Annotated in this window: 9 protein-coding genes; 2 read left to right on the top strand and 7 right to left on the bottom strand. The window is 62.4% G+C overall.

Annotated features, from left to right (window positions below; genetic code table 11):
- Positions 1-252: 252 nt before the first annotated feature.
- The 3 genes from RMN99_RS00045 to RMN99_RS00035 form a co-directional block, all read right to left on the bottom strand.
- A complete protein-coding gene (locus RMN99_RS00045; protein WP_309621235.1) occupies positions 253-1,710 on the bottom strand; it encodes a hypothetical protein in 1,458 nt (485 codons plus the stop codon).
- A complete protein-coding gene (locus RMN99_RS00040; RefSeq protein ID WP_309621234.1) occupies positions 1,710-3,050 on the bottom strand; it encodes a DUF4365 domain-containing protein in 1,341 nt (446 codons plus the stop codon). Before RMN99_RS00040 ends, RMN99_RS00045 begins: the two co-directional genes overlap by 1 nt.
- A 173-nt stretch (positions 3,051-3,223) precedes the next feature.
- A complete protein-coding gene (locus tag RMN99_RS00035) occupies positions 3,224-4,117 on the bottom strand; it encodes a hypothetical protein (protein ID WP_309621233.1) in 894 nt (297 codons plus the stop codon).
- A gap of 334 nt (positions 4,118-4,451) precedes the next feature.
- Here RMN99_RS00035 and RMN99_RS00030 point away from each other — a divergent pair, with 334 nt between their 5' ends.
- Both RMN99_RS00030 and RMN99_RS00025 read left to right on the top strand, forming a co-directional pair.
- Positions 4,452-5,150: a pirin family protein gene (locus tag RMN99_RS00030; RefSeq protein WP_309621232.1), complete on the top strand. Its 699-nt coding sequence runs from the start codon at positions 4,452-4,454 to the stop codon at positions 5,148-5,150.
- A 104-nt stretch (positions 5,151-5,254) separates the two neighbouring features.
- Complete coding sequence (locus RMN99_RS00025) at positions 5,255-6,244, top strand: phosphatase PAP2 family protein (RefSeq protein ID WP_309621231.1); 990 nt, start codon at positions 5,255-5,257, stop codon at positions 6,242-6,244.
- On the opposite strand, the gene RMN99_RS00020 is transcribed toward RMN99_RS00025, so the two are convergent.
- The 4 genes from RMN99_RS00020 to RMN99_RS00005 form a co-directional block, all read right to left on the bottom strand.
- Positions 6,241-7,677 carry a glutamate synthase subunit beta gene (locus tag RMN99_RS00020; RefSeq protein WP_309621230.1) on the bottom strand — a complete coding sequence of 479 codons (1,437 nt, stop codon included), beginning with the start codon at positions 7,675-7,677 and terminating at the stop codon, positions 6,241-6,243. The two genes, RMN99_RS00025 and RMN99_RS00020, sit on opposite strands and share 4 nt — an antisense overlap.
- Positions 7,678-7,689: 12 nt before the next feature.
- Positions 7,690-12,330, bottom strand: coding sequence for a glutamate synthase large subunit (gene gltB / locus RMN99_RS00015; RefSeq protein ID WP_309621229.1), 4,641 nt, complete (start codon positions 12,328-12,330; stop codon positions 7,690-7,692).
- Positions 12,331-12,569: 239 nt separating this feature from the next.
- Complete coding sequence (locus RMN99_RS00010) at positions 12,570-14,510, bottom strand: hypothetical protein (protein ID WP_309621228.1); 1,941 nt, start codon at positions 14,508-14,510, stop codon at positions 12,570-12,572.
- 49 nt (positions 14,511-14,559) lie between these two features.
- Positions 14,560-15,265 (bottom strand): glycosyltransferase (locus RMN99_RS00005; protein ID WP_309621227.1); only part of this gene is annotated, 706 nt, incomplete at its 5' end.

Genomic DNA, 15,265 nt, shown 5'->3' with positions numbered 1-15,265 from the left:
ATGTACTTTCGCACAGTCCGAATTGCACTAGCTGTAAAAGGCCCCACTGATTTTCCACGACAATCCCGAGTTGGTTGATGAAACCCATCCGCACAGCGTCGGTGCGGCCTGCTTTAAGGAGAACCACGCGGCCCGGAGCCCGCACTGGCGCTCGCCGCCGGGGTAAGCTGACGGCGTCGGGGATGATGACAGGGTTGGGGGGTGTAGGAAAGGTTTTGGTCGGGATGCTGAGTGTTCCGGTTTGTCGGATTCTCAAATATATCGCCGGTAATCCGGACTAACAACTTGACCTTCCTCCAGATACTTCAGAACTTCACCAACCTTGCGAGCAGCACGGATCGGGACCGGTAGTCGCTGATTCATTTGCGTTGAGTTCCAGTTGATCTTGGTGAGGGATAACACCTCTTCTGCAATCTGGGCGATAGTACTGTCGCTGCTGGGATGTGGGCACAGGAATAATGGGCGTGGCACATACAGCCCGGGATAGGTGCCATAATATGGAATGCTGCCATTCGTGTAGAGCAGACCCTTACCATCCAGTTCTACGAACGTTCCCCGCAGGACCGGGTAATCACCATCGCGCAAAATCTTTGCATCATATGACTCTTGCACCCACACGAGGTCACGGTACGCAGTTCCAGCCTCATTGAGTGCACGCAAGATTCCAACTGCTTCTTCGGCGCGAAACCTTGATGTCTTGAGAATAATCACACGGGCAGGTGGGTGCTTATGGTGGTCGCGATAGGCCTTCAGCGCTCCCTTCACGAGATCGTGGGCATCAGCTTCGTTCATGTAGGGGTGGCGACCACGGCTCTCTGTCTGGGCACGCTTGCCTTTCAGAATAAATCCTCGGCCGCGCTCGTCGAACATCTGTGCTGCGCTGGTCCAAAGCTGTTGACCGCTAATATCCCGGTAAAAGCTTACCCCGATGTAACATGCGAGGAATTCACCTTCCTTGGGCAACCGGCGCCACGGAATCCGCCCGGTGCCCTTGTAGTAGAGCGCGGTAAGGAGGTTCCAAGTTCTGCCCGCTTGGTCTTGAATCTTCCGGTCGCTGCTGACCTTCACCTTTTGTGGAATTTTCGCCTTCTCGTCGATGATGTCTTCCCAGATTATCTGAATCGGGAAGCTGAGAGGCATCGCCTTGGCTTTGAGTAGGCCTCGAAAGTTTGGTGCGTCGGGGCCGCCAGCGTCATCCTGTTCGGTCGAACCTTCAGCATCGGACTTCGCGCTCCAAACCCGCCCGATCACTGCCACTGGGAGCGCTACGAGAGCAACGTCGGGCCGGTTCCCGCTGTCGTCGATTGTCCGAAGTATATCCATAATGGCATCGACGGCCATCTCGATAGCTTTTGCGTGATTTGGCTCCTTCGTGATTTGATCAATCTGCGCCTTCGTGAGCACGCCGCAGGCCTCATCGTCAATGTCGAAGCCGCAACGAAACGGATTGTTGTTATGCAGCCCCGGAAAATTCGGGTTCATGTTCGGGTGGCTCTCTGCCTTCGTTACAAATCCACTCGCAGCGGCAGCAAAGAACTGCTTTGAGCCCTCGACCGTTTTTGCATCTCCCACCACGCCCACACGGATCTTGTCTCCCAACGGTGCCTGTAACGGCCCGGCGTCGATCAGACCTAAGCGAGGATCTTGGTGACTATGCTGATCACCAAATTCGAGCAGTGGCTCATCGAATATCTGGCAGTCAAATTTCATTACATCAACAACCCCGCCATTTGGCCGTCAACTTCCTCTACGACCGGCCGTCGACCCCATACATCGTCTGGCACGGTGGTAGGCAGCTCGATCTCTGGTGGTGGATCAAAACGCAAAGCAACAGGCGGCCCGGCTGATCCGGCAAACAAATCGTCTCCGCCTTCTTCATCCTTCGTGATAAAGCGATGCCACATGATCACCTGGCCCCGGATCGCCGCATTGTTTTCCAGACGTTTCTTCCCAGAGAGTAATGCGTCCGGGAACGGATGACGCGAAAATCCATTCGTCGTGAAGTGGTAGGTCGGACTTACCATCAAAAACCACTGGTCCATCATGCACTCGAACTTGGGGGCAAAGCCGTGATGCCGGACGAAGCCCACCTTTCCCTCAATCTTCGTGCTCATGGTAACGTTTACCACGTCCGCTTTCGTTTTCACCTTCGCCGACTGGTAGTGGAAGGTTCGTGTTTTGCTGTCCCCATGCGGCTTCACGTAGAATATTCGGCTATCCTTGTCCCAAGCCAAATCAACCTGCATTTGATGCTGGAATGTCTGACGCAATAGAAACGCAAAGTTGTTCTGTTCGTCGATGTCTTCGTGATATCCGATAACGGCAGTCTCGATGGCTTCTACTTGATCGGTATCAACGATCATGCGTGTGACCGCCTCGCGTGGGTCGTGGAACGACCAGAATGTTCCGTCTTTAATAACCCAGTCGTAACGTGCCGTCTCCCCGCTGCTGTACATTTCTTTAATCGCACTCTTACGATCAAAGGGTGTGCTGGCGACGAATATCTCTGCTGGAAGCTTGATCGGCAGCAAATTGACGATGGCGGTCTCGCCACCACCCAACGGCGGGACATAATAGCCAGAGCCGCTGATGGGGACCGTCAAAGCGGCAAGCCGGTCGCGCGAGGATTTATCCAAAACGTCCTTAGCTTTGTCGAATCTCAGCCTCCGTTGCTCAACACCTGGCTGAAACTGAACCTGGGCCCAATAGTGGCTATCATCGCTCTCACGGTACACTACGACGATGACTGGAAGATTGGATGTTTTCCAGTAGGCTAAGTCTTTCACATCTAACAGATAGCTAAACGCAGAATCAGTTTCAGAAGTGTACCTACCTGCTCGGGTTGACTTGATTTGGACCGCGATCATCCGCGCCGTCGGCTCTCCATCAATCATGACTTCCGCTAGGCCGTCGATACCAGCCTCCAATCGGCTTCGAGAATCGAATTGGAAGCCAATGGACAGGAACCGTTTACGAACGGCCGCCTCGCCCAATTCACCCATCAGCTGGTTGTCGGTGATCCTTTTCGCCATCGCGTGATGATAGAACATCGTGGGAACGAAACCATCTTGAATCTTGCAAAGCGAAGATCTTCTCCACTATTTTGCAATTCTCTTTGGTTTCAAGGGCCGGGCAATTGAGACGACCGGGCCTTTTCGTTCCTGTAGTTGCGAAACAATCCGGCAGCGAAACCATTGCCTTCAATGGCGACAACCGATGATGCTCACCCCACCAACCCCAACATCCCCTCCGCCATCTTTACCCCAAACTCTGCCCCCTGCAGCGGGTACAAGTACGGCTCGATCAGCTCCGCCTCGATCACCGCCAGTTCGCCGCTGTCCAGACGGACCATGTCGATCCGGGCGTAGAGCGGGGGTGCCGCGAAGGGCAGCATGGCCATGACCGCTTCGGCGGCCTGGCGGTCGGCCGGGGCGGGGTCCACCGCGACTTCGATCCCGCCGTAGAGCGACTGGATGCGGTAATCGCCCAGGGCCGCCCGCTTGATCAGGCCGTGGCTGAACTGGCCGCTGACGAAGATGAAGCTGTGTTCGCCCTCGCGCTGGATCGCGGGCAGGAACGGCTGGATCATCGCCGGCTGGTCAATCCGCCAGTCCGCCGGGGGCGGCGCAGCGCGGGTGAAGCTGTCTTGCCCGATCGCGCCGGCGCCAACGCGGCGCTTGACCACCACGCGGTCGCAATCGAAGTGATCGAAGGCGGCCACGACATCGTCCGGCCCAGCGCTTTGGGGCCAGAGCGTGGGTATCGAGACTGCGCCGCACTGTTCCAGATCACGCAAGTAGAGCTTGTCCGAATTCCAGCGAATCACCGGAGCCGGATTGGCGACGATCACTCCGGCGGCTTCGAGCATGTCGAGCCGTTCCAGGAACTCGTCCTTCGCCTCGGTATAGTCCCACGGGGTGCCGAGGTAGGCGAGATCGTAGGTGGTGAGCTGGTCCATGGGCGCGCGCCAATCGATGGCGTGCAGATCGGCGCGGCCATCCAGCCCGGCGCGGATCGCACCCAGCAGCAGATCGTGTTCGAACGCATCGGGGCGGCGGCTGGGCGATCCGGGCAGGGTATCGGGGCAGGCGAGGAAGGCGATTTTGGGTTTGGTCATGCGCGGCGCTTAGCGGGGGCAGCGGGCTGGGGCAATTTGGTTCACGCAAAGGCGCAAAGGCGCGAAGAGTCAAGGTTTTAGGCGAAGCCTTGTTTTAACAGGGGATCGTTCAACCGGAGGCGATTGAGCGACATGCCTGCGGCGCGACATCAATGCCTTTGCGCCTTTGCGCCTTTGCGTGAACTCCTCCCGGCTGGCAGCACAGCACAAGGTCCCGCCGGTCTGCAATTCCCCGCAGGCAGTATCGCGGCGGTAACCATCTGGCGCGGACCGTGGCAGTGCTTATCTAGTGCGGCGAGGCGGGTTTCAGCCCCTGCCGCTTGGAGACTTTGCCATGATCGAACTTCGCCCGTTCAGCACCATCGGCGCCGCCAATCACGGCTGGCTGGATGCCCATCACCACTTCTCGTTCGGCGGATACCACGATCCGGCGCGGACGCATTGGGGCGCTCTGCGGGTGTGGAATGACGATGTGATCGCGGCGAACAGCGGCTTTCCCCCGCATGCCCACGACAACATGGAAATCATCACCTATGTTCGCGAAGGCGCGATCAGCCACAAGGATAGCCTGGGCAATCAGGGCCGCACCGGCGCAGGCGACGTCCAGGTGATGAGCGCAGGCACCGGGATCCAGCACGCCGAATTCAACCTTGAGGACGAAGACTGCACGCTGTTCCAGATCTGGATCATGCCCGACCGCACCGGCCACCCACCCAGCTGGGGCACCCGCCCGTTCCCCAAGCAGGGCCGCGACGGCCAGTTCGTGACGCTCGCCTCGGGCCTGCCGCAAGACGCTGAGGCGCTGAAAATCAACACCAGTAGCCGCGTTGCCGGGGCCTTCATCAAGGCCGGCGAGACCGTCCGCTATGAAACCGCGCCGGTCCGCCACCTCTACCTGGTTCCCGCGACCGGCAAGGTGCGGATCGGCGCAGTTGAGGCGCAGGCGCGCGACGGGGTGGCGATCACCGGCGAGAGCGCCATCGCGGTGACCGCGCTCGAGGACAGCGAAGTGGTGCTGGTCGACGCGGCGTGAGAACCGGGCTGAACACCCTGCCCGGCCCCGCGTCAAAATGTTCCGCAAAGCCATAATTAACCATTTTCCGCTAGCGAAACAGCTGAATATGGAGCGGGGCGGGTGTGCTGAAAAAGGTCTGGATATTACCAGAGCTGATTATCGCTGTGGCGGCGCTGGCGGTCATGGCGGCGCTGTCGCTGGTGTACCACCTGCCGATCTCTTTCCCCAACGGCGAGCGGTCGGCGTTCCTCGGCATCCATTACATCTACCCGCTGGCCGGAGCGATCGTGATTGCCGCGGCGATCCATCTCTACAGCAAGCGCGACGAGACCCTGCGGGTGTTGTTTGCGTTGCCGTGCTACCTCGCGGTGCTGCTCGCGCACTTCAACCTGAAGCTATGGATTCCGCACATCAATCCGCTGCTGTTCGATGGGTGGCTGTGGTCATTCGATGCCCATTTCTCTGGTGTGGTGAGCGCTTGCATGAAGGTCCGCGAAGCCCTGTGGACGATCATTCCACCCGATGCCAACGCCTACATGCTGGTCTTCATCATGATGTTCTACACCAGCTTCATCTACCACGCCGTGCGCACACCCGAGCGCGTGCGCGAACTGATAATCGCGGTAATGATCATGCAGTTCCTGGGCGGATTGCTCTACCTCGCGATGCCGGCGATCGGGCCGTTCGTGTTCGAACCGGGGGTCAACCCCTTCAACACGCTGAACCAGCAAGGCATGCTCGATTTCTACCGCCACTCGGTGCATGAAGGCCCCACCTGGCTGGCAGCACATGGCGACGAGAACTTCACCGGCGGGCTGGCTGCCATGCCCTCGCTCCACAATGCCGGGGCACTGCTGTTCCTGCTGTTCGCACGGGCCTATGGCAAGCCGCTGGTGCCGCCGTTCGTGCTGGCAACGCTGTTCATTGCGGTGGCTTCAATCGCCTCGCGGTGGCACTATCTGCTCGACCTTCCGGCCGGCTGGCTGCTGGCCTCGACCAGCTATCATCTGGCTCACTTTATCTGCCGCCGCGAAGACCGGCTGGCACAGGCCCAGATCCAGCAACCCGGCGACCTCGTTCAGCCCTTGTGCGGATCGTCACAGGCGCGCTAGCGCGGCAGCTCGCTTGCCCCCATCAGCATTTCGTCGACCGCGCGGGCGGCCTGGCGGCCTTCGCGGATCGCCCAGACCACCAGTGACTGGCCGCGCCGCATATCACCGCAGGAAAAGATCTGCGGGTCGCTGGTGCGGTAGCTGAAGGTATCGGCAAAGACGTTGCCGCGCGCGTCGAGATCGACTTTGGCCTGATCGACCAGCCCCTGCTTTTTGGGCCCGGTAAAGCCCATCGCCAGCAGGATCAGATCGGCCGGCAAGGTAAATTCGCTCCCGGCGATCTCCTCCATCTGGCCGCCGACCCATTCGACCCGGACGCATTCGAGTCCGGTGACCTGGCTGTTGGTCCCCACCACGCGCTTGGTCAGGATCGCCCAGTCGCGGCTTACGCCTTCTTCGTGGCTGCTCGAGGTGCGCAGCTTCATCGGCCAATCGGGCCAGGTCAGTGCCTTGTCTTCTTTTTCGGGCGGCCTCGGCATGATTTCGATCTGGGTGACCGAGGCCGCGCCCTGGCGGATCGAGGTACCGACGCAGTCGCTGCCGGTATCGCCGCCGCCGATCACCACCACGTGCTTGCCGGTGGCGGTCAGCGAACCGCGCGGCGCGGCACGCACTTCATCATCGCCCGCGTTGCGCTTGTTCTGCTGGGTCAGGAATTCCATCGCAAAGCGCACCCCGGGCAGTTCGAACCCCGGGATCAGCAACGGGCGCGGTTCTTCCGCCCCGCCCGAGAGCACCACCGCATCGAAGTTTTCCTTCAAGGAAGTGACCGAGACGGTGACGCCGACTTCGGTCGAAGTGCGGAATTCGACCCCTTCGGCCATCATCTGCACCAACCGCTGCTGGATCAGATGCTTGTCGAGCTTGAAATCAGGGATGCCGTAGCGCAGCAGGCCCCCGGCGCGGTCGTTTTTCTCGAACAACACCACCGAATGCCCGGCACGCGCAAGCTGCTGGGCGCAGGCCATGCCCGCAGGACCCGAGCCGACCACCGCGACGCTTTTGCCGGTGTGGCGGGTGGGCAGCTGCGGCTGGATCCAGCCCTGTTCCCAGCCTTTGTCGACGATCGCGCATTCGATCGATTTGATCGTTACGGCGGCATCGTTGATGTTGAGCGTACAGCTCGCCTCGCACGGGGCGGGACAGATCCGGCCGGTAAATTCGGGGAAATTGTTGGTTGAATGCAGCACTTCGAGCGCATTGAGCCAATCGCCTTCGTAAACCAGGTGGTTCCAGTCGGGGATGTTGTTGTTCACCGGACAGCCGCTGTGGCAATACGGAATCCCGCAATTCATGCAGCGGCTGGCCTGCGCGCGCAGCGCCGGTTCGGCCTGCGGCACCACGAATTCGTGATAGTGATGCACCCGCTCCTTCGGATCCGCATAAGTGCGGTCGTGGCGGTCAAGCTCGAGAAAGCCGGTTTCCTTGCCCATCGTTCTTTGGCCCTATTCCGCGGCGACCGAGGCGGCTTCAAGCCGCTCGGCCTCTTGTTGCTGCAATGCCCGCGCGTAGTCCCTCGGCATTACCTTGACGAAGTTGCCCAGCGTTGCCGCCCAGTCATCGAGGAGCATGCGGGCACGCTTGCTGCCGGTGTGGAGGTGGTGGCGTTCCAGCAGCACGCGCAAACGCTCGGCATCGTGGCGCAGCATATCGCCCATCCCGGCGTTGGCGGCGCTGACGGTGCGTTGCTGCGGCCGGCCGATGCCCTCATCGTCGTCACGCTCGGGCGAAATCGGCAGCAAATCGACCTGGGCCTGGTTGCACAGCACCGCGAACTGGCCATCGGGATCATAAACATAAGCGATCCCGCCCGACATCCCCGCGGCGAAATTGCGTCCGGTCTTGCCCAGCACGGCAACCACCCCGCCGGTCATATATTCGCAGCCGTGATCGCCGCAGCCTTCGACCACCGCCACCGTACCCGAATTGCGCACCGCAAAACGCTCGCCGGCAACGCCGTTGAAGAACGCCTCGCCCGCGATCGCGCCATAGAGCACGGTGTTGCCGACGATGATGTTCTCGCCGGCATCGCGATCGACGTGGACCGGCTGGCGCACGATCACGCGCCCGCCCGAAAGCCCCTTGCCGACATAGTCGTTGGCATCACCGGTCAGATCGAGCGTCACCCCGTGGGCCAGCCAGGCGCCGAAGCTTTGCCCGGCCACCCCGGTCAGCTTCACCTTGATGGTGTTATCGGGCAGGCCGGCGTGGCCATAGCGCCGCGCCACTTCGCCCGACAGCATCGCGCCGACAGCGCGGTTGACGTTGATCACCTTGCGTTCGATCACCACCGCAGACTGGCTGTCCAGTGCATCGGCGGCGGCGGCGATCAAATCGTTGTCGAGCGCCTTTTCGAGCCCGTGATCCTGCGTGCCCGACCAGCCGAGCGAGGCACTGTCGCCCAACGGGGCCTGGTAGAGAATCCGGCCGAGATCGACCCCGCGGGCCTTCCAGTGGCCGACCGCCTGGCGGGCATCGAGCCGGTCAACCCGGCCCACCATCTCGCCCACGGTCCTGAAGCCCATTTCGGCCATGAGCGCGCGCAGTTCTTCGGCAACGAAAAAGAAGTAGTTGATCACGTGCTCGGCCTGCCCGGTGAAGCGCGCGCGCAGCACCGGGTCCTGCGTGGCAACGCCGACCGGGCAGGTGTTAAGGTGGCATTTGCGCATCATGATGCAGCCTGCCGCAATCAGCGGCGCGGTAGCAAAGCCGAATTCGTCCGCCCCCAGCAAGGCCGCCACGGCAACATCGCGCCCGGTGCGCAGGCCCCCATCAGCCTGGACGCAGATCCGGCTGCGCAGGTTGTTGAGCAGCAAGGTCTGCTGGGTTTCGGCCAGGCCTATTTCCCACGGACTGCCCGCGTGGGTGAGCGAGGTCAGCGGCGAAGCGCCGGTCCCGCCTTCATAGCCCGAGATCGTGACGTGATCGGCGCGCGCCTTGGAAACGCCCGCGGCAACCGTGCCGACGCCCACTTCCGAAACCAGCTTGACCGAGATCCGCGCCGCGCCGTTGACGTTCTTCAGATCGTGGATCAGCTGGGCCAGATCCTCGATCGAATAGATATCGTGGTGCGGCGGCGGGCTGATCAGGCCGACCCCGGGGGTCGAATGGCGGACCGCGCCGATGGTCTTGTCAACCTTGTGGCCGGGCAGCTGGCCGCCTTCGCCGGGCTTGGCACCCTGCGCCATCTTGATCTGGATATCGTCGGCATTGACCAGGTATTCGGTGGTCACGCCAAAACGCCCGCTGGCGACTTGCTTGATCGCCGAGCGCAAGTTGCGGCCATCGGGCATCGGCTTGAACCGCACCGGATCCTCGCCGCCTTCACCGGTGTTCGATTTGCCGCCGATCTGGTTCATCGCTTCGGCCAGCGTAGTGTGCGCTTCCCAGCTGATCGAGCCATAGCTCATCGCCCCGGTGGCGAAGCGCTTGACGATCTCGCTGGCCGGCTCGACCTCGCTGATGTCGATCGGGCGTTCGGCCGACTTCAGTTCCATCAGCCCGCGGATCGTCAGCATCCGAACCGACTGATCGTTGATCGACTGCGCAAAGGCCTTGTACTTTTCGGGCACGTTTCCGCGCACCGCGTGCTGCAGGCTGGCGATGTTGTCTGCGGTCCAGGCATGTTCCTCACCGCGCAGACGCAAGCCGTACATGCCCCCCACATCGAGCATGGTCTTGTAAATCGGATTGTCGCCATAGGCCGCGCGGTGGCGCTGGACCGCCTCTTCGGCCACTTCGGCCAGGCCGACACCCTCGATCGTGGTGGCGGTACCGGTGAAGTAGGCATCGATGAACACGCTGGACAGACCCACCGCATCGAAGATCTGCGCGCCGCAATAGCTTTGGTAAGTCGAAATGCCCATCTTGGACATGACTTTCAGGATACCCTTGCCGACCGCCTTGATGTAATTCTTCTGGACCGCCTTGGCGTCAAGCTGGAGGCCCTTGCGCACCCGGATATCTTCGAGCGTTTCAAACGCCACATAGGGATTGATCGCTTCGGCGCCGTATCCCGCCAGCGCCGCAAAATGGTGCACTTCGCGCGCTTCGCCGGTTTCGACCACCAGCCCGGCCTGCATCCTGAGGCCTTGGCGCACCAGGTGGTGATGCACCGCCGCGGTGGCCAGCAGCGCCGGCATCGCGATCCGCCCGGGACCTTGCGCGCGGTCGGACAGGATCAGGATGTTCTTGTCCTGCAGCACCGCTTCGGTCGCCGCCCAGCACATCTCCTTGAGCGCCATTTCGAGCCCCGCAGCTGCGCTGGCAGCATTCCACGTGGTGTCGATCGTTTCGGTGCGGAATGCGCCATCGAGCGCCGCTTCGACCGAGCGGATTTTCGAGACATCATCGTTGGTCAGGATCGGCTGATCGACTTCGAGCCGCTTGTGCGTGCCGGCTTCCTTGCCCAGCATGTTGGGGCGCGGGCCGATCATCGAAACCAGGCTCATCACCAGTTCCTCGCGAATCGGATCGATCGGCGGATTTGTGACTTGCGCAAAGTTCTGTTTGAAATAGTCGTAGAGCAGCCGGCTGCGGTTCGAGAGCACGGCGATCGGCGTGTCGGTACCCATCGAACCGAGCGGATCGTCGGCATTGACCGCCATCGGTTCGAGGAAGCGCGAGAGGTCTTCCTGGGTGTAGCCAAAGGCCTGCTGACGATCGAGCAGCGTGGTGGTTTCCACCGGCACCGCAGCCAGTTCCGGCTCGACCAGATCGAGGTCTTTCAGCTTGTACTGGGCCTGCGCCAGCCAGTCTTCATAGGGCTCGGCGGCGGCCAGTTCGGCCTTCAGTTCTTCGTCCTCGATGATCCGCCCTTGGGCAAAATCGATCAGCAGCATGCGCCCCGGCTGCAGCCGCCACTTGCGTACGATGTTGTCTTCCTTGATCGGGAGCACGCCCGATTCAGACGCCATCACCACCAGATCATCGTCAGTCACCACGAAGCGCGCGGGGCGCAGGCCATTGCGATCGAGCGTCGCGCCGATCTGGCGGCCATCGGTGAAAGCCACCGCAGCCGGGCCATCCCACGGCTCCATCAAGGCGGCGTGGTATTCATAGAACGCGCGGCGCCGCGCAACCATAAATGGATTGCCGGACCAGGCGTCGGGGATCAGCAACATCACCGCATGGGCCCGGCTGTAACCACCGGCCAGCAGCAGTTCGAGCGCATTGTCGAGACAGGCGGTGTCCGATTGGCCGTGCGGGATGATCGGCCACATCTTGTCGAGATCGGGGCCAAGCAGCTCTGATTCCATCGTGCGGCGGCGGGCATTCATCCAGTTGACGTTGCCGCGCACGGTGTTGATTTCACCGTTGTGGGCGATCAGGCGATAGGGGTGGGCCAGCTTCCAGCTGGGGAAGGTGTTGGTCGAAAAGCGCTGGTGGACCAGGCCGAGTGCGGAAACGCAGGCCGGATCAGTCAGGTCGCGGTAGAAATCGCCGACCTGCGTTGCCAGCAGCAGTCCCTTGTAGACTACGGTGCGGCTCGAGAAACTGGGCATGTACAGTTCGGTCAGCCCCGGCAACCCATGCTTTTGCGCCAGCGCGGCCAGCGGGTTCTGGGTCTGCTTGCGGATCGTCAGGATCTTGCGTTCGAACGCGTCCTGATCGGGGCACAGCTCACCCCGGCCGACAAAGCACTGGCGGATCACCGGCATCTGTTCGAGCACCGCCTTGCCCAGCCCGGTGGCATTCACCGGCACATCACGCCAGCCGATCAGTCGCTGACCTTCCTTGGCAATGAACTTTTCGAACGCGCCGATCACGAAATCGCGCGCCGACCGGTCCTGCGGCAGGAAGCACATCGCGACCGCATAGTCCCCGGCCGGCGGCAGGGTCAGCCCCTCGCCGCTCGCCCAGCCGCGATAGAGCGCATCGGGAATCTGGATCAGGATCCCGGCGCCGTCGCCGAGCAAGGGATCCGCCCCGACCGCACCGCGATGGTCAAGGTTCTTGAGCACTTCCAAAGCCTGGGTAATGATGCTGTGGCTCGCCGCGCCCTTGATATGGGCGACAAAACCCACACCGCACGCGTCATGCTCGTTCACCGGATCATACAGCCCTTGCGGCCTCGGGTAGCCCATCGATCAATCTTCCTGTCACGCACCGGAGCGGCGCACGATTCGCGCACGCGGACGCGCAAATCGCGGTTTTCCGGCAATTTTGCGCAAGATTCCTTGCTGCGAAACGCAGTGAATATTGCGCAGACTTTTCCCATGACGACAGGAAGCTGTTATTGCAACTGCGAAAGCGACGCTTCGCTCCGAGCTGGAGCCAGGCGGTGCTTGAATAGCAATGTGGTTGGGACGATCGCTTCGCGGGCTCAAGCCGCGCCGCTGATCCTTTGCAGGCTGGCCAACGCCGTGCGCAGCGCCTGATCGGCTTCGATCGCGGCAACCGCAGGCGCCGCACTGACCATCTCGACCGGCTGACCGTGACCGGCAGCAGCCGGACTGTCGAACCGGCGGAACGCGCTGCCATCGGCCAGCGGCTGTTCGGCCGGAGCAATCCCCGCCGGCGGCTGGCCGAGCGGCATCTGGCCCGGGAAAATCACCACCGGTTCGGGCGCCGCGCCATCGGCTTCGGGCTGATCAATGCGGACAAACCCGGCGCGCGGCTGCGCGATCCCGAGCAGCGAGGCATAATTTTCTTCGGCCTCCGCTTCTTCGGCCACCTCTTCGATGCCGATCGGCGCGGGTTCATAGGCGGCCGGAATCGGCGCAGCAGCGACGGGAACTGCTGCCGCTACCGGAACCTGCGCCGGGGTGGTCGGCGCAAAGGCGATGCGCCGCGGGGGCAGCAATGTGCTTTCAAATTCGACGTCTTCTTCAAGGAAGGCATCGAGCGCAAGCGGTCGCAGGGCATTGGGAAGTTCGTCGATCTGCGCCGCTTCAACCGGTGCCAGAATCGCGGCCGAGACCACAGCAGCCACGATATCCTGCGGGACTTGCGGTGCAGCGCCAATCTGGTGGACCGCGAGATCTCGCGCCATCGGAGCAGCGAACCCTTGAGGCTCAGGTACAGCAAGCATTGGCTCAGTCACAGGCGCGTCGGTTTGCGCTACTGGCGCGGTTTGCGGCATGGCTTGCGGAATAACCGGTTCGGCCATGCCGGCTGCAGCAGCCGACCGGGCGGCGCGGCGGCGGCGCATCGATTCGGCCAGGCGCGTGGCAAGGTCGGTCAAGCCAAGGTCGGCCGGACTGGGCAGCGGCTGTTGTGTGGCGAGAACCGGTGCATCCGCCACCAGCGCAGCTCCAGGCGCAAACGCTTCGAAGTGTTGCGGTGCGGGAATGACCACCTCGGCCAGCTGCGGTGGCGCTGCAAGCGCGCTTTCGCGCTCGAACAGCGGTTGCGGCAGTTCGGTATCGAACACGGTGGTGCCATAGCCCGCGTCGCGGACGAAATTCTGCGGAACGTGATCGTCTGCCACCGCCATGCCGAAGATCTGGCGCGGCCTCTCGGGCTGCGGTGCGGGCTGGGTCATCCCGAAGACCTGGCGGCCATCGGCATGGGCAGCGGCACTTTCAGGTGCCAGCGCCGCAACCGCAGCGGCCAGGGGTGCGGCTGCTTCGGCCTGGAAGACCTGCCGGGCCGGCTCTGCAACGGGCAGCGCTGCAGGCAAGGTGACCGGCGCAAGCTGCGCGGAGCGATCAAAGCCTTGCAGCGCCGGTGCCGTATCGGCCACATGCGCAGCCGGGGCCGGCATTGCCGCCAATCCGGCCATATCTAGGATCTGCGGTTCGCCGCCAGGCAGCGGTGCAAATTCGTGCGGTACGAAATGGTCTTCGCCATGATCGACCGTAAGCGCGCGGCGGCGTCCGGCAATGAGGTTGTCGGGTGCTGACGGCAGGGCGGGATCGAGATCGCGGATCGAAACCGGCGTGCACGAAGGCGCGTCGGGATGGGCATCGCGCGCCCTGATTTTCGGCGCCGATTCGGCAAGACCGCGGGCACCCCGGTTGCGTTCTTTGAATTCGATTCTGGGCCGGGCAAGGCGCCGGGCAAAGACAAGGCCGATCATGGCGCCCAGCGTGGCAAGGATCAGGGCCAGCATGATCCGGGCGGTAACGCCCAGCGGCGGCGCGGCGGCCGGAACGATCAGGTCAATCCGGCTGCTCAGCACCAGCTCTTCGATAAGCGAGGCGCGCACCGCAAGGCTGCCAAGCCCGAACAAGGCGCCAAACCACAGCGCAACCACCGCCGGGAACAGCGGGTTGCTGGTAATTGGCTTGCTATTGACCGGTGTTCGCTTTTGCTTGGCCACGGTGTTGCGTGCCCCCCTTCGATCTACCTGCCCCGGTGCCGCCGCCCATTCAGGCTGCGCGGCGCGCCGGGTTTTCCGGTGATCGGCCTAACAAGGTTTGGTAAACAACGTGATAACGATGAACATTGCGGCCCCAATCGTGATCGGCGGCAACATGGGCGCGGCCAGCCGCGCGCAGTGCCGGCCAGCGCGCCGGGGCCGCCAGCAAGGCACCCAGCGCCGCAGCCAGTGCGGCGGGAGAATCAGGCGCAAACAGTGTGCCGGTGACGCCATCCGTGATAAGTTCGCGGTGCCCGCCGACATCGGACGCGGCAACCAGCTTGCCCTGCGCCATGGCCTCAAGCGGCTTCAAAGGCGTGACCAGATCGGTCAGGCGGCTTTGCTTGCGCGGATAGGCCATCACATCGACCAGCGCGTAATAGCGTTCCACTTCGCTGTGCGGCACACGGCCGGCAAAGCGGATTGCATCGGCCGCTGCACTCGCTTCGGCCTGCGCCCTTAACGCGGCCTCCATCGGTCCGCCGCCAACCAGCAGCAGCCGCGCATCCGGCACCTGCTGCAACAGCAGCGGCATTGCCGCGATCATATCGTCCAGCCCTTCGTAATCGTAGAAGCTGCCGATGAAGCCGATCACTGGCCCATCGCCCAGCCCCAGTTGCGCGCGAAGCTGCGGGTCTGGGGCGGCGCTGTGGCCAAACAGCGCCAGATCGACCCCGTTGGGGCTGAGCGTGATCTTGTCTGCGGGCACCCCGCGC

Source organism: Novosphingobium sp. (assembly GCF_031417815.1).
Lineage (GTDB): Bacteria > Pseudomonadota > Alphaproteobacteria > Sphingomonadales > Sphingomonadaceae > Novosphingobium.
The sequence above is the reverse complement of the archived record's forward strand: the minus strand, read 5'-3'. Positions and strand labels throughout refer to the sequence as shown.

What these genes read in the sequence shown, in the direction of transcription:
- RMN99_RS00045 (WP_309621235.1), bottom strand. Translation starts at nt 1,710, where the DNA reads ATGAAATTTGACTGCCAGATATTCGATGAGCCACTGCTCGAATTTGGT.
- RMN99_RS00040 (WP_309621234.1), bottom strand. Translation starts at nt 3,050, where the DNA reads ATGTTCTATCATCACGCGATGGCGAAAAGGATCACCGACAACCAGCTG.
- RMN99_RS00035 (WP_309621233.1), bottom strand. Translation starts at nt 4,117, where the DNA reads ATGACCAAACCCAAAATCGCCTTCCTCGCCTGCCCCGATACCCTGCCC.
- RMN99_RS00030 (WP_309621232.1), top strand. Translation starts at nt 4,452, where the DNA reads ATGATCGAACTTCGCCCGTTCAGCACCATCGGCGCCGCCAATCACGGC.
- RMN99_RS00020 (WP_309621230.1), bottom strand. Translation starts at nt 7,677, where the DNA reads ATGGGCAAGGAAACCGGCTTTCTCGAGCTTGACCGCCACGACCGCACT.
- gltB (WP_309621229.1), bottom strand. Translation starts at nt 12,330, where the DNA reads ATGGGCTACCCGAGGCCGCAAGGGCTGTATGATCCGGTGAACGAGCAT.